The organism is Halopseudomonas sp. T1L2 (assembly GCF_055397385.1).
The window spans coordinates 290,078-316,657 of record NZ_AP040865.1 but is presented as its reverse complement, the minus strand read 5'-3'; the positions used below and the strand labels follow the sequence as shown (position 1 = coordinate 316,657).

The 26,580-nt window shown below is 60.9% G+C and carries 23 protein-coding genes and 1 other RNA gene; 5 read left to right on the top strand and 19 right to left on the bottom strand.

The annotated features are described in order from the left end of the window. Positions 1-4: 4 nt before the first annotated feature. A complete protein-coding gene (dnaX, locus tag ACZ5WQ_RS01530; protein ID WP_464382987.1) occupies positions 5-2,047 on the bottom strand; it encodes a DNA polymerase III subunit gamma/tau in 2,043 nt (680 codons plus the stop codon). A 220-nt stretch (positions 2,048-2,267) separates the two neighbouring features. On the opposite strand from dnaX, the gene ACZ5WQ_RS01525 reads away from it, so the two are divergent. Then, positions 2,268-3,923 carry a methyl-accepting chemotaxis protein gene (locus tag ACZ5WQ_RS01525; protein ID WP_285677945.1) on the top strand — a complete coding sequence of 552 codons (1,656 nt, stop codon included), beginning with the start codon at positions 2,268-2,270 and terminating at the stop codon, positions 3,921-3,923. 134 nt (positions 3,924-4,057) lie between these two features. On the opposite strand, the gene ACZ5WQ_RS01520 is transcribed toward ACZ5WQ_RS01525, so the two are convergent. The 5 genes from ACZ5WQ_RS01520 to ACZ5WQ_RS01500 all read right to left on the bottom strand — a co-directional run bounded on the left by ACZ5WQ_RS01520 (position 4,058) and on the right by ACZ5WQ_RS01500 (position 7,945). Further along, the gene (locus tag ACZ5WQ_RS01520) at positions 4,058-4,195 is read right to left on the bottom strand and encodes a DUF6538 domain-containing protein (RefSeq protein WP_308444264.1); all 138 of its coding nucleotides are present in this window, start codon (positions 4,193-4,195) and stop codon (positions 4,058-4,060) included. 69 nt (positions 4,196-4,264) lie between these two features. Next, positions 4,265-4,361: signal recognition particle sRNA small type (gene ffs, locus ACZ5WQ_RS01515), an RNA gene on the bottom strand. A gap of 74 nt (positions 4,362-4,435) precedes the next feature. Then, entirely contained in the window at positions 4,436-6,064 is a 1,629-nt protein-coding gene (locus ACZ5WQ_RS01510) for a methyl-accepting chemotaxis protein (RefSeq protein ID WP_464382986.1), read from the bottom strand. Between the two features lie 248 nt (positions 6,065-6,312). Then, complete coding sequence (locus tag ACZ5WQ_RS01505; protein WP_233049323.1) at positions 6,313-7,242, bottom strand: AEC family transporter; 930 nt, start codon at positions 7,240-7,242, stop codon at positions 6,313-6,315. A gap of 52 nt (positions 7,243-7,294) precedes the next feature. Beyond that, on the bottom strand, positions 7,295-7,945 hold the full coding sequence (locus tag ACZ5WQ_RS01500) for a thiopurine S-methyltransferase (protein ID WP_464382985.1): 651 nt from the start codon (positions 7,943-7,945) through the stop codon (positions 7,295-7,297). Positions 7,946-8,056: 111 nt separating this feature from the next. Here ACZ5WQ_RS01500 and ACZ5WQ_RS01495 point away from each other — a divergent pair, with 111 nt between their 5' ends. The 4 genes from ACZ5WQ_RS01495 (at position 8,057) to ACZ5WQ_RS01480 (ending at position 13,545) form a co-directional block, all read left to right on the top strand. Then, a complete protein-coding gene (locus tag ACZ5WQ_RS01495; protein ID WP_464382984.1) occupies positions 8,057-9,799 on the top strand; it encodes a potassium/proton antiporter in 1,743 nt (580 codons plus the stop codon). Between the two features lie 81 nt (positions 9,800-9,880). Further along, a complete protein-coding gene (locus ACZ5WQ_RS01490; RefSeq protein WP_464382983.1) occupies positions 9,881-12,250 on the top strand; it encodes a heavy metal translocating P-type ATPase in 2,370 nt (789 codons plus the stop codon). Beyond that, positions 12,247-12,636 carry a Cu(I)-responsive transcriptional regulator gene (gene cueR, locus ACZ5WQ_RS01485; RefSeq protein ID WP_088276676.1) on the top strand — a complete coding sequence of 130 codons (390 nt, stop codon included), beginning with the start codon at positions 12,247-12,249 and terminating at the stop codon, positions 12,634-12,636. Before ACZ5WQ_RS01490 ends, cueR begins: the two co-directional genes overlap by 4 nt. A 21-nt stretch (positions 12,637-12,657) precedes the next feature. Next, a complete protein-coding gene (locus ACZ5WQ_RS01480; RefSeq protein WP_335600682.1) occupies positions 12,658-13,545 on the top strand; it encodes a LysR family transcriptional regulator in 888 nt (295 codons plus the stop codon). On the opposite strand, the gene flgL is transcribed toward ACZ5WQ_RS01480, so the two are convergent. The 13 genes from flgL to ACZ5WQ_RS01415 all read right to left on the bottom strand — a co-directional run bounded on the left by flgL (position 13,529) and on the right by ACZ5WQ_RS01415 (position 26,504). Continuing rightward, positions 13,529-14,791 carry a flagellar hook-associated protein FlgL gene (gene flgL, locus ACZ5WQ_RS01475; protein ID WP_088276680.1) on the bottom strand — a complete coding sequence of 421 codons (1,263 nt, stop codon included), beginning with the start codon at positions 14,789-14,791 and terminating at the stop codon, positions 13,529-13,531. The two genes, ACZ5WQ_RS01480 and flgL, sit on opposite strands and share 17 nt — an antisense overlap. A 13-nt stretch (positions 14,792-14,804) precedes the next feature. Beyond that, positions 14,805-16,778 carry a flagellar hook-associated protein FlgK gene (flgK, locus tag ACZ5WQ_RS01470; RefSeq protein ID WP_335599578.1) on the bottom strand — a complete coding sequence of 658 codons (1,974 nt, stop codon included), beginning with the start codon at positions 16,776-16,778 and terminating at the stop codon, positions 14,805-14,807. Positions 16,779-16,780: 2 nt separating this feature from the next. Further along, complete coding sequence (gene flgJ / locus ACZ5WQ_RS01465; protein ID WP_464382982.1) at positions 16,781-17,851, bottom strand: flagellar assembly peptidoglycan hydrolase FlgJ; 1,071 nt, start codon at positions 17,849-17,851, stop codon at positions 16,781-16,783. 14 nt (positions 17,852-17,865) lie between these two features. After that, a complete protein-coding gene (locus tag ACZ5WQ_RS01460; protein ID WP_088276686.1) occupies positions 17,866-18,966 on the bottom strand; it encodes a flagellar basal body P-ring protein FlgI in 1,101 nt (366 codons plus the stop codon). 13 nt (positions 18,967-18,979) lie between these two features. Next, positions 18,980-19,657: a flagellar basal body L-ring protein FlgH gene (gene flgH / locus ACZ5WQ_RS01455; protein WP_228247269.1), complete on the bottom strand. Its 678-nt coding sequence runs from the start codon at positions 19,655-19,657 to the stop codon at positions 18,980-18,982. 15 nt (positions 19,658-19,672) lie between these two features. After that, positions 19,673-20,458 (bottom strand): flagellar basal-body rod protein FlgG, encoded by a 786-nt coding sequence (gene flgG, locus ACZ5WQ_RS01450; protein WP_088276690.1) that lies wholly within the window; start codon positions 20,456-20,458, stop codon positions 19,673-19,675. Between the two features lie 42 nt (positions 20,459-20,500). Then, complete coding sequence (flgF, locus tag ACZ5WQ_RS01445; RefSeq protein WP_228247270.1) at positions 20,501-21,241, bottom strand: flagellar basal-body rod protein FlgF; 741 nt, start codon at positions 21,239-21,241, stop codon at positions 20,501-20,503. A gap of 213 nt (positions 21,242-21,454) precedes the next feature. Then, entirely contained in the window at positions 21,455-22,852 is a 1,398-nt protein-coding gene (locus ACZ5WQ_RS01440) for a flagellar hook protein FlgE (RefSeq protein WP_269687706.1), read from the bottom strand. A 35-nt stretch (positions 22,853-22,887) separates the two neighbouring features. Continuing rightward, positions 22,888-23,568 (bottom strand): flagellar hook assembly protein FlgD, encoded by a 681-nt coding sequence (gene flgD / locus ACZ5WQ_RS01435; protein WP_464382981.1) that lies wholly within the window; start codon positions 23,566-23,568, stop codon positions 22,888-22,890. A gap of 17 nt (positions 23,569-23,585) precedes the next feature. Then, a complete protein-coding gene (flgC, locus tag ACZ5WQ_RS01430) occupies positions 23,586-24,026 on the bottom strand; it encodes a flagellar basal body rod protein FlgC (protein WP_088276698.1) in 441 nt (146 codons plus the stop codon). 2 nt (positions 24,027-24,028) lie between these two features. Beyond that, positions 24,029-24,445, bottom strand: a complete 417-nt coding sequence (gene flgB / locus ACZ5WQ_RS01425) for a flagellar basal body rod protein FlgB (protein ID WP_464382980.1) — start codon at positions 24,443-24,445, stop codon at positions 24,029-24,031. 250 nt (positions 24,446-24,695) lie between these two features. Beyond that, positions 24,696-25,523 carry a CheR family methyltransferase gene (locus tag ACZ5WQ_RS01420; RefSeq protein ID WP_088276702.1) on the bottom strand — a complete coding sequence of 276 codons (828 nt, stop codon included), beginning with the start codon at positions 25,521-25,523 and terminating at the stop codon, positions 24,696-24,698. A 33-nt stretch (positions 25,524-25,556) separates the two neighbouring features. After that, positions 25,557-26,504 carry a chemotaxis protein CheV gene (locus ACZ5WQ_RS01415; RefSeq protein ID WP_269687708.1) on the bottom strand — a complete coding sequence of 316 codons (948 nt, stop codon included), beginning with the start codon at positions 26,502-26,504 and terminating at the stop codon, positions 25,557-25,559. Positions 26,505-26,580 lie beyond the last annotated feature (76 nt).

The window sequence follows — 26,580 nt, the reverse complement described above, 5'->3', positions numbered from 1 at the left end:
AGTATCAGCTTGCGGGCTCGTCAATCGGACGAATCGTATCCGCACAAATTTCCGCGGAAAACTCCGCGCACAGTCGTTGGACCATCGGGTCATTATGAATGCTCAGTTCGGCCGCCTTCTGACGCGCCGCCTTGCGGCGGGCGGCGGCAACCGCTGGCGTTTCCTGGGTGGGCGCAGACACATCAACTGTCAGCGCCACATCCGCCTGCGTAACGGCAGCGATTGCCTGCTCAAGACGCTTGCGGTGGTTTTCGTTGTAAAGCGCACTATGGCCCGGGTCCAGATGGAGTGTCCAGCGCCCCCCGTCGCGCGCGACCAACTGGCAATGCGCGGCGATACTCTGGGTCAGACCGGACAGGCCCAGCTGATCAAACAGCCCCAACCACTCGGCCGCCAAACCGCTGGCCGGGGGCAAATCACTGAGTTCATCGCCGGGTTCGTCAACAGCAGCCTCATCCGTCGATTCAGGCTGCCAATCGGCGATGTACTGACTGGCGTCCAGATCGTCCTCGTCATCACGATCCACACCGCTGTCGTCAGGCGGCGGGCCATCCAGCCAGTCTGCTGGCGGCTCGTCCTGCGGTGGCCGATACGGCGCCTTCGGGTTCAGCGGACGTGGTGTTTCTGGCGCAGGATGCTCGGGCACCTCGGCTGACGGGGCTGCCGGCGCGGGCGCGGGTTCTGTCTGCGACACCGGAGCAACTGTTTCAGGCGACACCACGGGTGCAGGTGCAGGTGCAGGTGCAGGTGCAGGTGCAGGTGCAGGTGCAGGTGCAGGTGCAGCAGGAGTCTGAGCGACAGCTGCAGGAGCGGCAACCGACTCAGCGGTTGGCGCCTTGGTGTGTGCGGACTCAGTGCTGGCTGAACTGGGTCCTATCGACTTTTCCGGCTCTGGCGGCGCTGACTGATCCGGTAGCGCGCCGGGCGTCACCGTAATACCACCGGAGGCGGCATCAGCAAGCGTACCCGGGCGAAACGCCAGCATTCTCAGCAGCGCCATTTCGAAACCGCCACGCGGCTCCGGTGCCAGAGGCAGATCACGGCGGCCATGCAGGGCGAGCTGGTAGAACAGCTGCACATCCTCGGCGCTGACCTTGCCGGCCAACGCCAGCACACGCTGCTGATCACCCAGGCTGTTGTCCGTTGCCTCGGGCACCACCTGCGCCATGGCTACGCGCTGCAGGGTTGAAATCAGCTCGGCCAGCACACCGGCAAAATCCACGCCCTGCTCTGCCAACTGCGCCGCGGCGGCCATCAGGCCACGGGCATCACCGGCAACCAGCGCGTCCAGCACGCCAAATACCTGAGCATGGTCGATGGTACCCAGCATGCTGCGCACCTGCTCAACCCGCAGCTGGCCATTGCCAAAGGCAATCGCCTGGTCGGTCAGACTGAGCGCATCGCGCATTGAGCCATCAGCCGCACGCCCGAGCAGCCAGAGCGACTCCTCGTCAAAGCCGATCTGTTCCTCACCCAGCACGTGACGAAGATGCTCCACCACTTTTTCCGGTGGCATGTTCTTCAGCGCGAACTGCAGGCAACGGGACAGGATGGTGACAGGCAACTTCTGCGGGTCGGTTGTTGCCAGCAGAAACTTGACATGCTCCGGCGGCTCTTCCAGCGTTTTCAGCAGCGCATTGAAGCTGTGGCTGGAGAGCATGTGCACTTCGTCGATCAGGTAGACCTTGAAGCGCCCGCGCGACGGCGCGTACTGCACATTCTCAAGCAGCTCGCGGGTGTCCTCGACCTTGGTGCGACTCGCCGCATCCACCTCGATCAGGTCGACAAACCGGCCCTGATCGATCTCCAGACAGGCCGAGCACTGACCGCAGGGTTCAGAGCTGATGCCCCTTTCGCAGTTAAGACACTTGGCAAGAATCCGGGCGATGGTGGTCTTGCCGACCCCGCGGGTACCGGTAAACAGATAGGCGTGGTGCAGCCGGTTGTTATCAAGCGCATTGATCATGGCCTGCAGCACATGGGTCTGGCCGACCATCTCGCGGAACAGGCGGGGCCGCCACTTGCGGGCTAGTACCTGATAACTCATTGGCTCTGTTGGTATCCGTTGATCTAAAGCGAGCGAGTAATGTACCCAAGCAGCGGCTACAATGCGAGCGCAAGACGCCAATGCCGGCGATTGTTACCCATGACAGTCCGCATCAGGCATCACGACCGGGCGCATCCGGCCGGGGCGAGGGCCTGCCCATTCTGTCTCGCCAGCTGCAGCGAGCTCCTTCAATATTCCACTTAAAGGATCCAGCCAACTCATGTCGGCCCTGAGTAATCTGTCCATCAAGCTACGCCTGACCATCCTCAGCGCATTTGCCCTGACTCTACTGATCATACTGAGCATCGTTTCGGTAAACGCACTCAGCAATGCCGCCAAATCCCTCAAAACGGTCTACCACGATCGACTGATTCCCACCGGCCAGTTGGGGCGCATTGAACTGGCCGTACAGACCATTCAGGTAGAACTGCTGCTGTCAGCTCAGCATAACCCCAGCCATCCCCTGCGCAGCAGCCACCAGCATCCGCTGGACCAGCATTTGGATGAAGTCGACGGGGCGGTAGGCCTGATCAAGAACGACTGGAGAGCCTACCTCGCAACCGAGCTCACGGCAGAGGAAAAGCAGCTCAGTGACACCGTCGATGCGCAGCTTGGGCGCATGCTGACCCAGGGTGTAATGCCTGCACTTACGGCCTTGCGGCAAGCGGACTTTGCCGCAGCCAACCAAATATTGCTGACCACGCTGCGGCCGGAGGCCAACACATTGACCGGCACACTCGAGCAGTTGCTCGAGCTGCAGAGCGCCATCGCCGAGCAGGAGTACCAGAACGCCGAAACCAGCTATCAGAACACGCTGATAATCGCGGCTATTACTACCCTGGTCGCCCTCACCGCACTGCTGCTGATGTCCTGGAGCATCATTCACGGTATCAGCGCTTCCGTCACCCGACTGGAGCTGGCCAGCACCCGGCTCGCCGACGGCGACCTGACCAGCCGCGCCAACGACCGCAGAACCGATGAGCTGGGACGCATCAGCCAGGCCTTCGACCGCATGGCAGAACGCTTCCAGAACACCATCAACCAGGTGGCCGGCTCCAGTGGCCAACTTGCCGCTGCGGCCGAGGAAACCTCGGCAATCAGCGTGCAAACCGGCAGCGGCGTGCGCCAGCAGCAGCATGAAGTCGAGCAGGTAGCGGCCGCGATGCACGAGATGACCACCACAGTGCAGGACGTGGCGCGCAATGCTGCCGAGGCCGCCGATGCGTCACATCAGGCCGAACAGGAAGCCCAGCAGGGCCGCCAGCTGGCCACCCGCACCATCGATGCCATTCAATCCCTGGCAGAGGAAGTGGAGCGCGCCGCCCAGGTTATCCAGCGGCTGGAACAGGAAAGCGACAGCATCAGCTCGGTGCTGACGGTGATTCAGGGCGTCGCAGAGCAGACCAATCTGCTGGCGCTCAACGCGGCCATCGAGGCCGCTCGCGCCGGCGAACAGGGGCGCGGCTTTGCGGTGGTGGCCGACGAGGTCCGAGCGCTGGCCTCGCGTACCCAGCAGTCCGCATCCGAAATCCAGCAAATGATCACCCGCCTGCAGGAAGGCACTGGCGAAGCGGTCAGCGTGATGCAGATCAGCCGCGACAAAGCCAAACAAGGGGTAGACGCTGTTGGCCTGGCAAGCGATCGCCTGCTGGCGATCACCGACGCCGTGACCCGCATCAATGATCTCAACGTGCAGATCGCGTCGGCCGCGGAAGAGCAGTCATCGGTGGCAGAAGAGATCAATCGCAATATCAACAACGTCAGCGATATTGCACAGCAAACCAGCACGGCGTCGGAGCAGAGCGCAGCTACCAGCGAAGAGCTCGCACGCCTGGCCAGCGACCTGCAACAGCTGATCGGACGCTTCCGCGTCTGATCTACCGCATCAGGACAACGCCGGACGCTCAAGGTCCGGCGCTGTCCTGTGCAACCCACCTGAATGAGCAACCTCAGCATAGAACCGCCGACACCCTTCGCTTGACGGATAACGGGCATGACTGCGTCTAAGGCTTAATGACGACAGCGGGTATTGAGCGAACGACGAATCTCGCGTCTGCCAATGACCGGACGCAACGATTGCGGCACCGCAACACGGCAGTAGAAGACAGAGTGACGGGAAAGCTGGAGATATGAGGGTAAGGCCTGCATGTACCACCTCTTGTACCACCTGCACAAGAAACAGCAGAAAAGCCTTATAAATCAAATATTTGGAGGCAACCCCACCAGCCACACCCCGGCACACGATATGACCGCTGCGGCTGCTCCCTTCCGGGCCTGACCGGGTTCACGGCTGATCATTGCGAGGGGACCGGTGGGGCCACCATAGCGACCTGAGCTTGCTCAGGCCGCGCTATTGTAACGGCTTATGCTCAAGTTACAACCCGAATATCAGGTTTTGAAGCGACCAACCTGTTGCTGCAGGTTGGCAGCCAGGCGTGCGAGCACGTTACTGGCATCACGACTCTCCCGAGACGACTGCGCAGACTGGTTGGACAGATCACGAATGCCACTGATGTTGCGGGCGATATCTTCGGTGGTCTGACTCTGCTCCTCGCACGCAGCGGCGATCTGCGCCGCCATGTCGTTGATGCGCATGACGGAGGCGGAAGTCTCGTTCAGCGAAGATTCGGTGGTACCGGCCTTCTCGACGCTCTGTGCTGCGAGCTGGGCACCACGCTGCATGACGGCAACAGCCTGTCCGGTGCCGCTCTGCAGCTTCTGGATCATTTGCTGGATATCACGGGTGGAGTCCTGGGTACGCGCCGCCAGTGCACGGACCTCGTCGGCCACCACCGCAAAGCCGCGGCCCTGCTCTCCGGCGCGGGCGGCCTCGATGGCTGCGTTGAGCGCCAGCAGGTTGGTCTGCTCGGCAATACCCTCGATCACACTGAGCACGCCGCCAATCTTGTCGGTGTCCTGCTCCAGATTGTTGATCACACCAGCAGCCTCTTCAACATCGGCGGCCAGGCGTCGCAGATCGTTCATGGTGGCTGACACCACATCGGACGCAGAGTGCCCCTGACGGTCTGCCTCACGGGCGGCATCAGCAGTACTATGCGCGTTGTCGGCAACCTCGTGGATGGCAGCGCTCATTTCCGTCGCTGCGGTACTGACCTGATCTACCGCCATGTACTGCTCGTTGACCAGTTTCTCCTGCCCCTCGGCAATTGCACTCATCTGCTCTGCGGCCGAGGCGACCTGCAAGGTAGATTCGGCAACGTCGCGAATCAGTCCCTGCAATTGCTCCAGAAAGGCGTTGAATGCCTTGCTCAGCTGGCCCAACTCGTCGTTGGAGTGCACCACCACACGGCGGGTCAGGTCGCCCTCGCCGTCTGCAATGTCGCGAATGCGCTGCAGCAGCTCACGCAACGGGTTGGTAATCAGGCCGGGGAAAAATACGATCATCAGAAAGCATACAACTGCACCGATGGCCAGCACCACCGTCACCCGAGCATGGCTTGCAGCGACATCCGCTTCAGCTTCAGCCGCTTCCGCTTCAGCCTGCTGGTTGATCAGCTCGGTCATCTTGTTGATCAGCTCACGCGCCCGCGAAAACTGCTCATAACCCTGACCGTAGCTGCTATCACTCGCCCTGGCTGCGTCGCCGGAACGTGCCAGCCGGACGTTCTCGATTGAGGTGGCTTTCCAGACAGCAAACGCCCTGGCGAATTCATCCGCCAGCGCACGCCCTTCCGGCGTTTTGGTAGCAGCCGCGTAACGCGCAATGCGATCACTGGCCTGCTGCATGTTGTCAGTGTGCTCTGCATCCAGCCCGCTTGAGACCACGCCTTCAATAATGGCCCGCTCGGCCGCCAACGCCTGATACATGTCTCGATCGGCTTCGAGCACCACCGAGCTGCGCGGCAGCAGGTCGGTCGAGAGACGTACCAGGCGCGACTCAACCTTGGAGACAGCCCAGAATGCGGACAGTCCAAGGAGGACGAACAATGCGGCCAGAATCAGAATGGGAAGGGTCAATTTCCAGCGGAAACTCAAATCACGGAAGACACTAAGCATGGCTCTTTTTCACTCTTGTCAGCACGGCAGGCAGGACTCGAAAGGACGAGTCCGCGATAACGCCCTGGAGGCAGGCTCGGCTTGGATCATTAAACATCACACCGACAACAGCCAACGCGCGCCGTCACGCACACGTCAATTTTTTGCTTCCTGAAATGAGTATCGACCATGAGCGCTAAAGCATGAGTGCTTTTTAGTTGTTTTTCTCATAAAAAACAGGGCGCTTACAAAGAAGTCTTAGACTGGTCTCAGTTGGCACCTGTAAACAGCCAGGCGCTCATCAGCGGAATGTACAGCAGCGCGACAAGCGTGCTGAGCAGCGCGGTGCCGGCAACCTGCGCGGGATGGGTGTCGAGCAGCGTGGCTATGACAACCGTATTGGCGGCAATGGGGGTGATGGAGATCAGCATGATCGCCTGATAGACGGCGACGTCGTAGACCTGAAACAGACGGGCATCCAGCGCGCAGAATGCCAGCGCCAGCAACGGCCAACTGACGAACTTGCCCAGCAGCGCCAGCCCGGTAAAGCGCAAGTCTCCGGCCAGACCGCGGAAACTCAGAATGCTCATACCGATAATCATCATGCCGAATACGCTGTAGGCACCGCGCAGGTTATCGAACAGCGGCTCGAATGCATCCGGAATCTGCAGGCCGGCACTGTTGAGGCCAACCGCCAGAAAGAAGGCGTATAACGACGGCAGCCGCACTACCTTGAGCAGACAGTCCCGAATGCCGTAGCGCCCGCGCGCGGCCAGATAAAACCCGACGGAATTTTCGAACAGGGTGGTGCCGAGCATGCAGACGATATAAATCGCCAGCCCCTGCTCACCGAACAGCAACAGCGCAACCGGAATACCGAAGTAACCGGTATTACCGGTTCCGACCGCAAGCGGAATCATGTTGGCGCCGGCCCCTGGAAACCAGCGTTTGGCAATCTGCAAATGCGCCCAGCCGGTCAGACTGCACAGCGCGAAGGTCAGAAACGGCAGCAGGATGACTTCAGCAGACAGCGGCGCGTGCATCACCCCGGAAAACACCACCGACGGCGTCACGATATACATCATGATGCCCGCAATGTGCCTGCCGCTGGCATCCAGATAGCGGCCGGCTAGCCAGCCAAGACCAACCGTCACATAGAGCGGCAACAGTTTATAGAGTAAGGCAAGGGCGGCCAGCATGAGGGCTCCGCAGCGAACAGTCGGTGCCGCAGTCTAGCAGCCCCGACACGGCTTAGTCGGCGATCAGATACACCCGCTCGGTCAGCGAACGCATGCCCTGGCTGGCAAACACGGCGTGATCGGCCAATACATCCTTCTCTTCGAGCACCTCGATACTGCAGCCCGCGTACAGTTGCCGTACTTCGGTATCGGACACGCTGAAAGGCGGCCCGGGGCGCTGCTCCTGCGGATAATCCAGGGTCACCAGCAGCAGACGCCAGCCCGCGGGCAGCAGTGCGCGTTGATGGGCAACGTAACGCGCACGCATTTCCGGCGGCAGCGCGATCAGCGCGGCGCGATCATAAATTGCACCGATTCCCTGCAGATGCTCGGGCCGGAGTGCGAAGACATCGCCGCAATACAGCGTAAAACCGGCGCCCTCGGCTACCTCAAACTCCCCCTCCGTTTGCCATTGCAAATCCAGCCCATGCTCGTCGGAGAAACTCTCCAACGCGCTGCGCGCCAACTCAACGCCCCGAACCGGGTGCCCCTGGCTGCGCAACCAGATCAGATCAAGCGATTTACCGCATAAAGGTACCCAAACCGGAGCCTCTGCATCGACTCCGAGCTGCGGCCACCAGCGCTGCAGCAGCGGATTGGTTGACGCCTTGTGAAACCCGATTTCCCCGCGCTGCCAGCGCTCATGCCAGAATGCCGCATCCATCCTGCTTTCTCCCTACGTTGCAATGCGTTGACTATACAGCAATTTTTTTACCGCTCCGGGCCATAAACGATATAGTGAACGCGTTCCATCCACCCGCTCCGAGCTGCTCCCATGGACTATATCAACACCCTCTTTCTGATCGGTGCCGTGCTGCTCTGCTTCAGCGTGCTCGCCAGTTCGCTGTCGTCGCGTCTGGGCATCCCGCTACTGCTGATCTTCCTGATCATCGGCATGCTGGCCGGGGTGGACGGTATTGGCCGTATTCAGTTCGAGGATGCCAACACCGCCTTTCTGATCGGCAGCCTGGCATTGGCGATCATTCTGCTTGATGGCGGCATGCGCACACGGGTGGAAAACTTCCGGGTGGGGCTGTGGCCCGCCGTGTCCCTGGCCAGCCTCGGGGTGCTGATCAGCGCCGCGCTGACGGGTGCGCTTACCGCCTGGCTGCTGGAGCTGCACTGGCTGCAGGGCCTGCTGCTTGGTGCCATCGTCGGCTCCACCGACGCCGCTGCGGTGTTCTCGCTGCTGCAGGGCAAGGGGCTGAACCTGAAACAACGGGTTGGCGCAACGCTGGAGATCGAGTCGGGTTCCAACGATCCGATGGCGATTTTCCTGACCATTACCCTGGTCGAAATGCTTGCCAGCGGCCAGACCAGCTTCAGCTGGTCCTTCGCCCTGCTGCTGATTGAACAGTTCGGCATCGGCGCACTCTGCGGGCTGGCCGGCGGCTTCGGCCTGGTCTGGCTGGTCAACAAGGTGACGCTGCCAGCCGGCCTGTATCCGCTGCTGATCACCAGTGGCGCCATCATGGTGTTTGCCGCGACCAACAAGATTGGCGGCAGCGGCTTTCTCGCCATCTATCTGACCGGGCTGATCCTGGGCAACAACCGGGTACGCAACCTGCAGAATATCCTGCAGGTGCAGGACGGTATGGCCTGGCTCAGCCAGATCGGCATGTTCCTGATGCTGGGTCTGCTGGTAACGCCCAGTGAAATGGTCATCATCGCCCTGCCGGCGGTGTTGATTGCGCTATTCCTGATTTTCATCGCCCGGCCGATTGCGGTCATGATCTGCCTGATCCCGTTTGTGTTTTCCTGGCGCGAGCGGTTGTTTATCGCCTGGGTCGGCCTGCGCGGCGCGGTGCCGATCATCCTCGCAATCTTCCCCCTGCTGGCGGGGCTCGAGCAGGCGCAGCTGCTGTTCAACCTGGCCTTTGTGGTGGTGCTGGTCTCATTGCTGCTGCAGGGGTCTTCACTGCCGCTGGCTGCACGCCTGTGCAAGGTAGAGATTCCGCCGCAGCCCGAGCCGCTGCAGCGCACGAGTCTGGATACCGCCATCGACGGCGACTTTGAACTGCTGATCTACCAGCTGGACAACGCCAACTGGTGCGTGGGCGTTGCCCTTCGGGACCTGAAGATGCCCGGAGAGACACGCATTGCCGCACTGTTCCGCGGCAATCATCTGATGCACCCGACCGGCAGTACTCAGCTCGCTCTGGGCGATGTGCTCTGCGTTGTGGGGCGGCCGCGCGATCTGCCGGCGCTGTCAAAACTGTTCAGCAAGGCGCAACCGCCTCGCTATCTGGAAAACCGCAGCTTCTTCGGCGACTTCATCCTCGAGGGCGAGGCCACACTGGGCGACGTTGGCAAGTTCTATGGCTTCGCCGTCCCGGAGGATATGCGCCAGCTCAGCCTGGCGGCGTTTTTCAGCCGCCAGTTCGGCGGTCATCCGGTGGTGGGCGATCAGATCGAGTGGGAGGGTCACACCTGGGTGGTTGCCGCCATGGACAACGACTGGATCCTCAAGGTGGGTCTGAAGCTGGGCGACGGTGGCAGCCCGCCATTCGGCTTTTGACGGAAGTCGGTTAGGGCACTTGACTCTGACATGATGTCAGGGTTCAAGCTGACCGCATACAAACCGTAATGGAGTCACCCCATGACTGAATTCACGCTCCACATCAGCGGCATGCATTGCGCAAGCTGCGTGGGCAAGGTCGAGGCCGCTCTTGCCAATGTTGACGGCATTGATCAGGTCGCCGTCAACCTTGCCGCCGAAACGGCGCGCATCAGCCTGGATGCGCCTGCCACCCTGACCGACGCCGAGAAGGCGCTGAGTCAGGCCGGATACCCGGCGCGGACCCAGGAAGCCCAGCTGCAACTGGAGGGACTGACCTGTGCCGGCTGCGTGCGCCGCGCCGAGCAGGCCCTTCAGGCGGTTGAAGGCGTGCTCTCGGCCCAGGTCAATCTTGCCAGTCAGCAGGCCCGAGTAACCCTGCTGGACGGCACCGACAGCGACGAGATCCTGCGCGTCTTGCGCAAGGCAGGCTATCCCGGGCAGTGGCTGGATGACGCGCGACCCGCCGCCGACAGCGGCCCGAATCTGCCCAGCGAGCGCCGCTGGCTGATTGGCGCTGCGCTGCTGACCGCGCCCATGCTGCTGGCCATGATCCCAGCCCTGCTTGGCGCCGGTCACTGGATGCTGCCCGGCTGGTTGCAGCTGATTCTTGCCAGCCTGGTGCAGTTTGTCTTTGGCGCCCGCTTCTATCAGGGCGCCTGGCATGCGCTGCGCAATCGCACGGCCAATATGGACCTGCTGGTCGTGCTCGGCACCAGCGCCGGCTGGCTGCTCAGCAGCTGGAACCTGTTCGCCAGCGGCGGCCACTCGCCTCACCTCTACTACGAAGCCTCGGCGACCATCGTCACCTTCATCCTGCTCGGGCGCTATCTGGAAACCCGCGCAAAGGGGCAGACGCTGGAGGCGATCCGCGCCCTGACCTCACTGCGTCCCGATGTGGCGCGGCTGCGCGATGCCGATGGCGAGCGTGAAGTGCCGTTGAGCCAGATCATTCCGGGTGACCAACTGGTCGTCCGGGCCGGTGAGCGCATCCCTGTCGATGCAGAGGTAATCGAGGGCAGCAGCCACGTTGACGAATCCATGCTGACCGGTGAAAGCCTGCCCGTCGACCGCAGCCCCGGCGATGCGGTACGCGCCGGCAGCCTGAATCAGGACGGGCTGCTGGTGATTCGTACTAAAGCAGTCGGCAAGGACACCCTGCTCGCGCAGATCGTGCGCATGGTTGAAAGCGCGCAAAGCTCCAAGGCCCCGATCCAGCGCCTGGTAGACCGGGTCGCCGCCGTATTTGTACCAGTCGTGATCATCATTGCCCTGCTGACCTGGGGCATCGGCAGCCTGCTGATCGGCCCGCAAGCCGCGCTGCTCAATGCCATCGCCGTACTGGTCATTGCCTGCCCCTGTGCACTGGGCCTGGCTACGCCCACGGCGATCATGGTCGGTACCGGGGTAGCCGCGCGGCACGGCATCCTGATCCGCGACGCCGAAGCGCTCGAACGGGCTCGCCAGGTTACTGCCGTGGTATTCGACAAGACCGGCACCCTGACCCGCGGCAAACCCAGCCTGACCCACATTGAAGCTGTGGACCGAGCCAGTGCCGATCAGGTACTGCGCGCAGCACTGGCGATTCAGCAACAGGCTGAACATCCGCTGGCCCGAGCGGTCTGTGACTACGCCACCGAACATGGCGTGAGCACCGAGGCCGCACAGGACCTGCAGGTGCTGGCCGGACGCGGTGCCCGCGGCGAGGTTAATGGCCTGACCACCTGGCTGGGTAATGCGCGCCTGATGGAGGAACAGGGACTGGATCTGTCTGCCTACATGGATAAGGCGCAGGCTCTGCAGGCAGACGGTGCCAGCCTGTCCTGGCTGGCTCAGGGGGACCGAGTGCTGGGCATGCTGACTTTCGCCGACAGCCTCAAGGACAACGCCGCAGAGACCGTCGCCCGGCTCCAGCGCCAGGGCATCGAGACCCTGCTGATCAGTGGCGACAGCCAGAATGCTGCCGAGCACATCGGCCGTCAGCTGGGCATTGATCAGACCCGCGGCAATGTGCTGCCGGCCGACAAGGTCGGTGAAATCGAGCGCCTGCAACAGCAGGGCAAGATCGTCGCCATGATCGGTGACGGCATCAATGATGCCCCTGCACTGACCCGTGCCGATGTGGGTATGGCCATGTCCACTGGCACCGACGTGGCCATGCACAGCGCCGGCATTACCCTGATGCGCGGCGATCCGGCGCTGGTACCGATGGCGCTGGCGCTGTCACGCCGGACCGGCGCCAAGATTCGCCAGAATCTGTTCTGGGCCTTCGTCTACAACTGCCTGGGCATTCCGCTGGCAGCGGTGGGTCTGCTGAATCCGATGATTGCCGGTGCGATGATGGCCGCCAGCAGCGTCTGTGTGGTCAGCAATGCGCTGCTACTGAAGCGCTGGAAGCCGGAGGACGCATGAATATCAGCCAGGCCGCCGAGGCCTGCGGGCTCAGCCCGCGGATGATTCGGCATTACGAGAAAATCGGACTGCTGCCTGCACCGCCGCGCAGCGAAGGCGGCTATCGCCAATACAGCCAGCGCGACCTGCACACGCTGGGTTTTATTCAGCGCGCGCGCCGGCTGGGCTTCAGCATGGAGCAGATCGGCCATCTGCTTACTCTGTGGCAGGACCGTTCGCGCTCCAGCGCCGAGGTCAAGGCACTGACCGCCGCACACCTGCGGGAGCTGGAAGAGAAGATACGGGATCTGCAGGCCATGCATGATACCTTGGCCGAGCTGGCAGACTGCTGCAGTGGCGATGACCGCCCGGATTGCCCCATCATTCGCTCGCTGGCCGATGATTGAGCCGAACACCAAGGAGCCACCATGGAGCTGAAATCGCTGCGTCACTTTGTGGCCCTGGTCGAATATCAGGGTTTTGCCCGCGCCGGTGAGGCCATCGGCCTGAGCCAGCCGGCGCTGAGCCGCAGCATTCAGAACCTGGAACTGCGCCTGGGCTGCACGCTGGTCAGCCGCTCTGGCAAGGGCGTCGAGCTGACCCCGCAGGGCGAGCTGGTGCTGGAACATGCCCGTCGACTGATCGCCGGCAGCACCGCGATGCGCAATGCCCTGCGTCAGTTCAACGATCTCGAAGCCGGCGAGCTGCTGGTAGGCGGTGGCCCCTTCCCTGCCGCAGGCCTGCTGCCGCGGGTGCTGGGCGAGTTCAATCGACGCTATCCCGGCGTCAAGGTACGCCTTGAGGTTCAGCACTGGGTCGCACTGCGCAAACAGTTGCTGGACGAGGAGCTGGAGCTGTTCGTTGCCGACATTCGCGAACTGCAGGATGACCCGCTACTGCAGGTAACCCCGCTGCAGCAACAGCCCAGTCGCCTGTTCTGCCGGGCCGGACATCCACTGGCTGGACGCGGCGACCTAAGCCCGGCACTGCTTGCGCAGTATCCGCTGGCCTGCTTCCGGGTACCCGACATCATTCTGCAGGACCTGCGCCGCACCCTGCCCCGTGAGGATCCGCAGATCAGCCTGGAATGCGACAACCTTGATGTGCTCAAACGCATGGTGCAGCATTGCGATGCGCTGAGTATAGGCAGCCTGGACATCCTGCAGGATGAACTGGCAGCCGGCACCCTCACCCTGCTGGACTGGCCCGACCTGATGCCAGGCACCAGCTTCGGACTGGTGACCCGTGCCCACGGGCCACTGTCACCGGCGGCCGACGCCTTTATCGAGCTGCTGAAGGCTAGCGCAGCAGATTGAACAGGCTCAGGCTGCTGACCTTCACAAAGCTCTGCTGTGAGGCCTCAAGCACCACCGATTGCAAACTCAGACGACTCAGAGCCTCGGCATAATCCAGATCTTCCAGCTGCGAGGTCACCGTGGTGTTGATCAGTGCCACTTCCTCGTTTTCGGTCTGGGTCGATTCGATTACGTTCATGCGCGCACCAATGGTGGTTTGCACGCTCAGCACGTTGTTCATCGCGTTGTCGAGGTTATCCAGACTGACCGCAATCACATCGCGCAGCTGCAACTTGTCGTCGGTGGTCGCGGTGCCGTTCTCCAGGGTCTGGCGCAGCAATGAGACGGTTTCCAGAACACCGCGGGTCTCCCGATTGGTGCTGGTTGCAGTGCTGTCACCGGTGCTGATGGTGAAGCTGTCACCGGGCTGCAGATCGCCGTCGAGCTTCACCGAGACACCCGCATAACGGATGTTGTAACTGCCGTCGTCTTCCAGCTCCAGCGCACCGGTCACCGGCGGCACCAGCGGCAGGCCACCGCTGTCGACAATCTCGTAGGTGTCGCCAGCCGCGCCAATCACAATGCCGACGCTGCCCTGCGGATAGAAGGTGCTGTCGTACTCGGTCTTGTTCTCTACCGTACCCAGCGAGATGCGCGCGGTGCCGGTATTGGTTGCCGCAGCCTCGGTATTGACCCGATTGACGTTGGCGATGTTGACGAACAGATCCTTGCCGTTGTCGTTGATTGGCACGGTCTTGGACCCGGCGATCTGCACCGAGCGCTGGCCCTCATCGCCCTGGTAGGTGTAGGTGCCGTCGGGATTTTTGACAAACGGTGCTTCGCTGCTCTGAAAGCCGCCAAACAGGTACTCGCCACGGGCATTGCGGGTATTGAACAGATTGAACAGTTCCTGCTCGCGCTGCTCCAGCTCGGTTGCCAGCGCCTTGCGGTCATCGTCGTTGCGCGAGCCGTTGCCCGCTTCGATGGCAATCTCGCGCACGCGCTGCAGGGCATTGTTGACCGAGTTGAGGATGCTCTCCTCCTGGGTCAGGCTGTTGTTCGCCGCCGTCATGTTGGTGCTGTATTGCTCCAGGCGGTTGGACTCCTGGTTCAGTTGCAGCAGCCGAACGGTCGCTACCGGGTCGTCCGCCGGCGTCAGCAGGCGCTTGCCGGAACTGATCTGTTCCTGGGTGCGCGTAACGCTGCTGTAATTGTCAGAGATACCACGCACGCCGCTGTTGAACTGCTGAATGGTTGAGATGCGCATGTGAGGCTACCCGTTATCTGATACTGCTGATCAAGGTGTCAAAAATCGTGCGTGCAACCTGAATGACCTGTGCCGAGGCATTGTAGTACTGCTCGAACTTGATCAGGTTGGCCGCTTCCTCATCCAGGTTGACCGCCGACACCGAGTCACGGTTGTTGGTGGCCTGCACCAGCACAGCCTGACTGGATTCGGCATCCGTACGCGCCTGGGCGGTGAAGGTAGCCACCCGCTGGACCAGGTCGCCATAGCCGTCAACAAAGGAAAACCCCTCGGCGCCGTTGGCCTGGCCGAGCACCTTGGCGCTCTGCAACTCGGACATCACCAGCGCATTGCGATTATCCGCCACCCCGGTATTGAAGTTCAGGCTGAAGCTGTCGCCATCCTTCGGCGTACCGGTGAGGCTCATACTGAAGGTATAGGCGCCTACCGTCACTTCAACACTGTTGGTCTGACCGGGCGTGATCACCAGCGGCGACGGATTGAGCGTCGCCGTACCACTGCTCACCTGCAGCTCACCGCTGGCCGCATCATAGCCGAGCTCGATCGGCAGCAAGCCCTGCAGCGTAGCCGGATCAATCGGCGCCGGGCCGTCGATCAGGGTGGGCTGACTCATGGTGCCGGTACCGCGGTTATCCAGATTGGTGTCCACCACGGCAGGCGCGGCAAACGCCAGCTCCTGCGGCTGATCCATCACCACTTCCATGCCGGCGGCGGCGAAGCGGGTGGGTGTCAGCAGGAAGCGGTCGCCGGCGGCGATACCGCCACCACCCAGCTCGATGGTAAAGCCGTCCAGCTCAGGTGGCGGGACACTGGTCAAATCAAACGGGCCGACCACACTGTCGTCAGAGGTCCGGCGTACCGTGAACTGGGTTGAACTGGTAAATACAACGTCATACTCGGAGGTACTCAGCTGCGAGGTGTCGCTGATGCGCACGCTCAGTTTGGCATCCGGGTCGCTGTTGGTGGCACGGGCATAGCTGCGCCCATCGACTAAATCCGGGCTGTTGACGTCATTGAACAGGGCGGCACCGGCATTGCCGTTGAGATCCAGGCCCTGCCCCTGCTGACTGTTGAATTCACTGCTGATCGACAGCGCCAGCCGGCCGATGGCATTAAGCGCGGGGTCCAGCACATCGTTGCGGTACTTGAGCAAGCCACCCAGCTCGCCACCGCTGACCAGACTGGTAATGTCCTGGACCGAGTTGCCACTTTTGAGTACTACCTCAACCCTGCCGGGATCGGCACTGCCGCTGCGCACGGCCAGGGTGGATGCTTCCTTGCCGACAACCAGCGGCTGACCTGACCCGACAAAGATATTCAAGGTATTGTCGTCCTGCTGCACCACGGAAATACCGATCAGCTCGCTGAGCTGGCGCACCGCCTCGTCACGGGCGTCCAGCAGGTCATTGGGCTGGGCACCGTTGGCCGAGGCTATGGCAATGCTGTCGTTGTACTGGGCGATGGAGGTCGCCAGGCGACTGGTCTGATCCGCCAGCGTGGTCATCTGCTGGCTGATGAACTGGTTCTGGCTGTTCAGGCTGCTGTGGACGGTATTAAAGCGCGACGCCAGGCCCTCTGCCTCGGACAGAACGAGCTGGCGCGCCGGCAGGTTGGCCGGATCTTCAATCGCGGTCTGCAGGGCATCGAAATAGCTTTGCAGACCAGGGGTAATACCGGTCGCGCTGCTTGAAACCAGGGTATTGAGCTGCTCAAGCTGGGACTGGAACGCCTGTACCTCGGAGTTGGTCGAGGTGGAGGTACGCACCTGATTGGTCAGGAACTGGTTATAGATGCGCGAGACATCGACCACCTTGGTGCCGTTGCCGATATAGCCGGCACCGGTATAACTGGGTACCTGGGTGGCCTGCAGCGCCGACTGGCGGGAATAGCCGGGCGTGTTGACGTTGGTAATGTTTTGACCGGTCACCGCCAGCTGGGTCTGGGAGGCTCTGAGGCCCGTCAGTCCGATACCGAAAAGATCTGCCATGATCAGGCCCTGCTGCCGGAGTCAGTGGATGGGGTGCTGGCAGCAACGCGCTCATCGCTGTTGCTGATCAGTTGGCGCGCAATCTGCGACACCTTGCGCGCGTACTGCGGGTCGGTGGCATATCCGGCATTCTGCAGCTCACGGAAGAAGGTGTCGGGATTTGCAGTGCTGCTCAGCGCCTTGCTGTAGCGACCATTACTTTCGAGGAAGCTGACATAGTCCTCGAAGCTCTGCTCCCAGGACGCGTAGCTGCGAAAATCTGCCCGCTCCCGGGTGCGCACGCCATCACGGTATTCAGTCGTTGCCACATTGGCGCTGTCGCCCTGCCAGCCGCCATGGGCCTTGATGCCGAACAGGTTATGACTGGAGCTGCCATCGGACTGACGAATGACCGATTTTCCCCAGCCGGTTTCCAGCGCCGCCTGGGCAACCAGGTAGTGCGGATCGACCCCAAGACGCGCCGCGGCTTTCTCCGCCATCGGCAGCATGGTCTCGACAAATTCCTGACTGTTGGCGAAGCGAGTGCGCTGGGCAGCTTCAGGGCTGACTGCCGCCATCGTCGAGCGGCCGTTACGCAGCGCCTCGATGCCGCGCAGCGGTTGCCAGCTGTCACTCTCGCTGCTGGTCGGGCGCTGCGTCTGCTCGGCCTGGGCCAGACGATCTGCCCAGGCGCTGTAGTCCGCCGACACCTGCAGGCGACGACGCGCCAGCATCGCGGACTGGTCGACCCCGGGTGCTGCGCCCTGCTCACGCTCCGAGCCGGCAGCAGACTGTGGCGACAGCTGGCGCACCAGCGCATCGGTGAGGCCCAGACCGCGCCCTTCCGACAGATGCACCGATAGCTGGCTGTCGTACATTTCCTGATAGAACTTGGTCTGAGGGGTATTGAGCGGATTGCCCTCGGCAAACGCCGCGTTGGCGTCACGCATGCTCTTGATCATCATGTTGGTGAACAGCGATTCAAACTGCTGCGCCACCTTGCGCACATTCTCCGGGCTGTTGGCATTGGCACCGGATTTCAGCTGGTTGACGGTATTGATGTCGGTGTAGCTGATATTGCTGCTGACGTTCATGAGCCTGCCTCCCGTCAGATGATGACCAGATCGGCGTTCAACGCGCCGGCCTGCTTCAGGGCTTCGAGAATGGCCATCAGGTCACCGGGGGCAGCCCCGACCTGATTGACCGCACGCACGATTTCATCCAGCGACACACCCGGGCGGAAGACGAACATGCGGCTGTCGCCCTCCTCGATATTGATCTGCGAGCTGGGCGCGACCACGGTCTGACCGCCGGACAGAATGCCGTCCGGCTGACTGACCTGCGGGTTCTCGCTGATGGTCACGGTCAGGCCGCCATGGGTGACGGCAGCCGGCTGCACCCGCACATCCTGGCCGATAACAATGGTGCCGGTGCGCGAGTTGATGATGACCTTGGCCGCCGCGTTGCCCTGCTCCACGGTCAGGTTCTCGACCATGGAGATGTAATCAACGCGCTGATTGGGGTCGATCGGTGCGCGAACCCGCACTGAACCGCCGTCCAGCGCCTGCGCGACATCGGGGCCAAAGGTTTCATTGATGCGATCGACAATGCGCTTGGCCGTGGTGAAGTCTGGGCGGTGCAGGTTAAACGTCAGATGGTCGCCGGAGGTAAACGGGCTGGCCACAGCACGCTCAACGGTTGCGCCGTTGGGAATGCGGCCCGCGCTGGGAATATTGACGGTAATACGCGACCCGTCTGCACCCTCGGCACCAAAGCCGCCGACGACCAGATTGCCCTGGGCAATGGCGTAGACCTGACCGTCGATCCCCTTCAGCGGAGTCATCAGCAGGGAACCGCCGCGCAGACTCTTGGCGTTGCCCAGCGAGGAGACGGTGACGTCAATGGTCTGGCCCGGACGAGAAAACGGCGGCAGATCAGCATGAATCGCTACGGCTGCGACGTTTTTCATTTGAATACGCGTGCCCGGCGGCACGGTAATACCAAACTGGCTGAGCATGTTCTGGAAGGTCTGCACGGTAAACGGGGTCTGGCTGGTCTGGTCACCCGAGCCATCCAGACCGACCACCAGACCATAGCCGATCAACTGGTTGCTGCGCACACCGGCAATGCTGGCGATGTCCTTGAGACGATCGGCCAGCGACAGCGGGCTGACGAGCAGCAAAACAAGACCGAAAATCAGGCTGCGCATGACAATGCTCCTGTCAGAACGGCCACAGCGGGCTGAGGAAGAACTGGCTCAGCCAGCCCGGGCGATTTGCATCGGCAAAGGCACCCTTGCCGGAGTAGGTAATGCGTGCATCCGCCACGCGGGTGGAGAGCACGGTGTTGTCGGGGCCCACATCGTCTGCGCGCACCAGGCCGCTGATGCGGATCAGCTCGTCGCCCTGATTGAGGGTGATCCACTTTTCGCCGCGAACCGCCAAAATGCCATTGGGCAGCACCTCGGCAACGGTAACGGTAATCGAGCCGGACAGGCTGTTGCTCTGGTTGGCGTCCGAGCTCCCTTCAAAGGCACGTTGACCCGACATGTTCACGCCCAGATCCAGGCCTTTGAAACCGACCGCATTGCCCAGCAGGGTCGGGTTGGCAATCGTGGTCGAACTGGACTTGTCGATTTCGCTTTCAGCCGATTTCTGCGCCGCGGTCCGTTCGGTCAGGGTGATGGTAATGATGTCGCCGACCCGGTGCGCCTTGCGGTCGTTATACAGACTCATCTCGAAACCGGGCTGATAGATCGCCCCGTTGTTGAGCTCCTGCGGCAACGGCGTGCGCGGCAGCACCGGGGCATAGGCCGGATCGTCACGCATCGGCGGCGCCTGCATGCAACCAATCAGGCTGAGCGGCACCAACAGCATCAAGAACTTAGCCAAACGGATCATGATTCCGAGCTCCCGTCAGAGGTTCTGACTGATGTACTGCAGCATCTGGTCTGCGGTGGAAATGACCTTGGAATTCATTTCGTAAGCGCGCTGGGTAGTGATCATGTTGACCAACTCCTCCACCACGCTGACGTTGGAGTTCTCCAGGGTGTTCTGCAACACGGTGCCCAGACCGTTCTGACCGGGGTTGCCGGTCTGCGGAGCGCCACTGGAGGCGGTCTCCAGGAACAGGTTGTTGCCAATGGCTTGCAGGCCGGCCGGATTGATGAAATCGGCGGTCTGAACATTGCCAATCTGCTGTGATCCGGCGTTACCAAAGGTCGTGATGCTCACCGTGCCGTCTTCACCTACGGTAAAGGTCTGCACGTCATCCGGCAGGACGATCCCCGGCTCCAGCGGGAAGCCGTTGGAAGTCACGATCTGACCGTCCGCATCCAGGTGGAAGCTGCCGTCACGGGTATAGCCGATGCTGCCGTCGGGCATCAGAATCTGGAAGAAACCGCGACCGTTGATAGCCATGTCCAGCGGCTGCTCGGTGGTCTGCAGCGTACCCTCGGTGAAGATCTTCTGGGTGCCCACCACCCGCACACCGGTACCCAGCTGCAAGCCGGATGGCAGCTGGGTATCCTGGGTGCTCTGGCCACCGGGCTGGCGCTTTATCTGATAAAGCAGATCCTCGAACTCGGCCCGGTCGCGCTTGAAGCCGGTGGTCGATACGTTGGCCAGGTTGTTGGAAATGGTCGACAACATGGTGTCCTGTGCGGACAGACCGGTCTTGCTGACCCAAAGTGCGTGGAGCATCACCTTTCTCCTCGCGTGTCAGTTAGTTGACACGCCGTTGCATTAACTCATCTGCAGAATGCGATCGGTCGCCTGCGCGTTCTCTTCCGCTGTCCGCATCATCTTGATGTGCAGCTCAAACTGGCGCGCCAGCGACAGCATGGCGGTCATCTCTTCGACCGCATTGACGTTGCTGCCTTCCAGGAAGCCGGTAGCCACCTGAACCACGCCATCGGCCACCTGAGGCTGGCCGTCTTTGGTTCGCATCAGACCATCAGCGCCCTTCTCCAGCGTCGCCGGATCGGGGTTGACCAGCTTCAGACGATCCACTTCCGCCATGACCGCCGGGCCTTCACCCAGAGCTCGGATACTGATGGTGCCGTCCGACCCGATCTCGACCTTCTGCGCCGGGGGAATGGCAATCGGACCGCCGTTGCCCAGCACCGGCAGACCACTGCTGGTGCGCAGCACACCGAAGGCGTCAATATTCAGGCTGCCCGCCCGGGTATAGGCTTCGGTGCCGTCAGCTGCCTGCACGGCAATCCAGCCTTCGCCCTGCACGGCCACATCAAGCTCGCGCCCGGTTTCCTGCATCACCCCTGCCGACATGTCGGTACCGGGGCGTTCGGTCATGGCATAGGCGCGCGTGGCGTAGCCATCGCCAAATACCGGCATTGACCGGGCCTGCTCAAAGTCACGGCGAAAGCCGGTGGTGGTCAGGTTGGCCAGATTGTTCGCGTGCGCACGCTGCGCCATCGCGTTCTGGCTTGCCCCTGTCATGGAGATGTACAACGATTTGTCCATGCCCTTCTCCGCTTACGTGTGGGCGACAAGTAATTGCCGCTTTTACTCACTTACAAGGGATAAAGCAGGGATCATGCCAAGATTTAAAAATCAGGATTTATCGTTATTTTTCAAAAATATAGAAAAACATAAAACAAAAAAGCGGCAATACCGGCAGATCCTTTTGCCGGTATTGCCGCTGTCATTCCGACGCCGCCACTGGCGGCTGAAGCGTTAACGCAGGTTGATGATCGTCTGGGTTACCGCATCCTCGGTCTGAATGGTCTTGGCATTAGCCTGGTAGTTGCGCTGGGCAACGATCAGGTTGATCAGTTGCTCGGAGATATCCACATTGGAGTCCTCCAACGCGCCCGACTGAATGCTGCCAAGGGTGCCAGTGGTCGGCGCACCCACAACCGGGTCACCCGACGAGAAAGACTGCGCCCACGCGGTGCTGCCAAGCGGCGTCAGACCTTGCTGGTTGGCAAAGGTAGCCAGTACCACCTGCCCCTGCACCCGAGTCTGACCGTTGGTATAACGGGCGACCAGCAGACCGGTGTCGTCAATTTCCAGCCCGGCCAGTTCACCGGTGGTGAAGCCGTCCTGGCTCACTGCGGTTACCGCAAAGCTGGAGGCGTACTGGGTAGAGCCCGTCAGGTTAATGGTCAGGTCATCGACCGGCGAAGTAGCACCAGTGGGTTGCCCCTCACTGTCAAGCGGAACCCAGCCGGCGATGGTATAGGGCTGATTGGTAGTCAATTCGCCGACACTGTTGAAGTCGACGTCAAATCGAGTGGTTGCCAGCGGGTCGAATGCCGGATCGGACGCCTCGACACCGGACTGGATATCACGCCCGTCGATCAGTACGTACATATCCCAGCTGTTGGCGTCGTTCTTGACGAAGTATTTGGTCATCACATGCGAATTGCCGAGGCTGTCGTAGATGTTGACCGAAGTAGAGCTGTTGTAGGTCGCCGAGTTGGTCGGATCAAAGGTGCTGCGCGCAGCATCCAGGGCCGCTGCCTCAGCGGTAGCGATCTCCGCCGGCGTCGGGTTGGCCGGATCAGCCGCGGTCGCGATCGACGCCGCGTAGGCGGCATCGTATTGCTGAACGTAGACCTCAGGACGGGTTTGCGTCGAATTCAGGTTCAGCGTAGTGACAACAGCACTGGTCTCGTTCGGATCTGCCGAGCGGGTATCGACCCGCAGATTGGTCTGCACGCCCTGGTTGATCTGCCCCGTCACTGCGTTGACACCGAACCCCTGCAGGTTCTCGCCGTTGTTGTTGACGATAAAGCCGTTGGCATCGGTACCGAAGTAGCCGGCACGGGTGTAGCTGAGCGCACCGTTGTTGCTGGTCACAAAGAAGCCGTTGCCGTTGATCGCCAGATCCAGACTGTTTTCGGTGAAGCTGATGTTGCCCTGGTTGAACAGCTGAGCCGCGTTGGCCAGCGCTACACCACTACCGGTGGCATAGCTGCCTGAACCGAGTACCGATGCAGCATAGACATCCGCGAACTCGGCACGCGAACTCTTGAAACCGACGGTACCGGCGTTGGCAATGTTGTTACCGGTAATGTTCAGATCGGAGGCCGCCGCCCGGATACCACTCAAGCCAATGTTGAAAGACATGGTTCTATCTCCTCGCCTACTTTCGTTCGGACGACTTATTGAATTGCGTACACATTGGACAGGCTGATACTGCCCAGCCCGGCCACATTAAGAAGCATCTCGCCACCGCTACCCGCCCCCAGAGAAACGCTGTCCACATTGGCCGGCAGCAGTGTCGCCATCTGCGTATTGGTGCCGTTGATGGTGGCCATGGCCTCGAAGGTGTAAACACCCGGCTCCATCAGGTTGCCGGCACCGTCGGTGCCGTCCCAGGTAAAGTCGTGCATCCCGGCTTCCAGTGCGCCCAGATTCACGGTATCCACGAGGCTGCCGGATTCGTCATAGACCTTGACGAACACGTTGCTGCTGCTGGAGCTCAACGCCAGCTGCCCTCCCAGACCGGCAGAAGTGTCCACTACCGCCTGGTCAGTCGGCACGATCACCGTCCGCCCGACCATCGACGAGGCCTGCAACGCCTGCGAAGACTGGTAACCACTCAGCAGCGACTCCATCGAGCCATTGAGGTTATCGATCCCCTCGACCGTACTGAACTGCGCCAACTGGGCAATAAACTCGCCATTTTCCTGGGGTGAAAGCGGATCCTGGTTGTTCATCTGCGCCACCAGCAGTTGAAGAAACTGATCCTTGCCCAGCTCGTTGCCGGTCGCGAAGCGGTCTGAATCGAGCTGGTACTGATCCAGCGCCGATGCACCTGATGAAACATTACTGATGCTCATGGTCTACTTATCTCCGTTCACTGACCCAGCGTCAGAACGCGCTGCAGCATGGTCTTGGCGGTATTCATGACCTCCACGTTGGTCTGGTAGGACCGTGAGGCAGACATCATGTTGGCCATTTCCTCCACTACATTCACATTCGGGTAATACACATAGCCGTCTTCATTGGCCATCGGATGATCCGGCTCATAACGCGGCTCAAGACTGGCATCGGATTCGACGATGCCAAGCACCGCCACACCGTCACCGGCCTGCTGATCCGGACTGAACAACGAACCACCGGTCGCCTGCTGACTGTTGAAAATGGTGGCAAATACCGGGTTTCTGGCCCGGTAGGTTTGATCAATGCTGCTGGAGACGGTATCGGCGTTGGCGATGTTGCTTGCGACCGTGTTCAGCCGCAGCGACTGGGCGCTCATCCCGGAACCGGCGATATCGAACACTTTATCGAGCGACATGATCAGTCTCCTCTGATGGCTGACATCAGCCCCTTGAACTTGCTGTTGAGAAAGGTAAAGCTGGCCTGAAAGTCGATGGCATTCTGGGCATAGGCCGCCTTCTCGACTTCGGAGTCGACGGTATTGCCGTCAACCGACGGCTGCAGCTGATTGCGATAGCGCAGACCCGCCACCTGATCAACCAGGCTTTCCAGCGCCATGTGCCCGGCATTGGTCCGCTCAACCGCCACACTTTGGCCGTCGCCAGGTACACCGGCGCCCTGCTGGGCAGCCAGGACCGCATTGAAGTCCAGGTCCCGCGCCTTGTAGTTGGGGGTCTCGGCGTTGGCGATGTTATTGGCCAGCACCTCGGCACGCTGGGAGCGAAACTTCAGTGCCTGCTCATGTAGCCCGAGGGCATTATCGAAACTGATGCTCATTGCTACCTTCCTCGTTTCGGTCCGTCGACCAAAAAACGTCACTGCAAACAGCTAAGCAATCAGCGTGCCAAATATTAAGTTCTTTTTATTTCAGTAACTTAGGCATGGGGCGCCAGAAAAGCGGCAATGATTTACCGGCAAACGGCAAGACAAACCGGTTTTCGGAAGGCTGGCGGCAAGAGAAAAGCCGGCAGAAATATGCCGGCTTGGGAGGATGGTGCGCACGGGTGCCGAACTGGAGGAAACGCCCTCAACGGGCCTTGTAAACAATCCCCGGGCTGCACTGGACCATCTGGTACAGCTCCGGCAGTCCGTTCAGCGCCTCGGAGGCCCCGAGCATGAGATATCCGCCCGGCTTAAGTGTGGCGTGAATTCGTCGCAGAATGTCTTTCTTCACGTCGGCAGAGAAATAGATGAGCACGTTGCGGCAATAGACAAGGTCAAACTTGCCCAGCATCGAGTAGCTGTCCAGCAGGTTCAGTGCTCGGAACTCGACACGATTGCGGATAGCCGGCTTGACCGCCCAGCGCCCCGGACCGAGCTGGTCGAAATAGCGGGCCAGGCGATCCTGCGACAGGCCGCGCGCAACAGACAGGCTGTCGTACTCGGCCTTTTTGGCGGCATTGAGAATGCCGCCGGAGAGATCGGTTGCCACGATCTGGGCACCACCACGCAGTTGGCCCAGATTACTACGCTCGAACTCGTCGATTGCCATGCTCAACGAGTAGGGCTCCTGACCCGAGGAACAGGCAGCGGACCAGATACGCAGACGCTGGCCTGGAGAGCTCTTGATGAACTCCGGAATCAACCGGGTTTTCAACACTTCGAACGGATAGACATCACGAAACCAGAGGGTTTCGTTGGTGGTCATGGCATCGATGACCGCCTCACGAAGGCCGCCACGCGGCTGGGCCTGGATGCGCTTGATCAGCTCGCCGAGGTTGGCAATACCCTCCTGCTCAAGCAGCCGATTAAGCCTGCTGGACACCAGATACTGCTTGTTGTCGCCCAGCACAATACCGCAGGCCTTCTCCAGAAAGTCCCGGAACAGCTGAAAATCCTGATTTGCCAAAGTCACGAAGCCTGCCTTGTCTCAGTTAAAACCATCTTGCTAGGCCTGACCATCAGCGTCACCGCGCAACGAACGCAAGCGCTCGATCACCCGCTGCGCCAGATCATCCGGCTTGAATTTGGCAAGGAAATCGTCCGCACCGACCTTTTTGACCATTGCCTGGTTAAACACCCCCGACAACGACGTATGCAGCATGATATGCAGCTTGTTCATGCGCGAATCGTTACGCACTTCAGCGGTCAGAGTGTAGCCATCCATCTCCGGCATCTCGATATCGGAGATCATCATCAGCAGAGACTGACTGACATCCTCACCCTGATCAGCCCTCGCCTTCAGCCAATCCAGCGCCTGGCGACCGTCATTCAGCGCTACGATCTCGACACCGATTTCCTGCAGGCAACGCGCCACCTGTTTACGCGCGATCGATGAGTCGTCCACGATCAGAACCGTCCGGGCTACTGCATCGGCCTGGGACTCCGCATCAATGACACCATCGGAAATCTTCTCGTTGGTGGGTACTACCTCTGCCAGCACCTTCTCCACATCGATAATCTCGACCATCTGATTATCAACCCGGGTGACTGCTGTCAGATAGTGCTCCCGACCGGTACCCTTTGGCGGCGGATGAATCTCGGACCAGTTCATGTTTACGATGCGCTCGACCGAACGCACCAGAAAGCCCTGCACCTTGTAGTTGTATTCGGTAATGATCACGAATGCTGTATCAAGGTTGTCCAGCCCGGGGCCGCCGGTGGCGCGATTGAGGTCGAGGATCGGCAGTGTGCCGCCACGGATGTGAGCTACGCCGCGAACGACTGGATGCAGCTTGGGCATCGCCGTCAGCCGAGGGCATTGCAGCACTTCCTTGACCTTGAAAACGTTGATGCCATACAGCTGATTGCCGGCCAGCCTGAACAGCAGCAGTTCGAGTCGGTTCTGGCCAACCAGCTGGGTTCGCTGATTGACTGAATCCATCACACCAGCCATGGACTGCTCCTCATGTTTGCATCGGGTGAAACGGCATGTTTCGTGCAGGTCCATCAGCAGACGACGTTAATCTGAC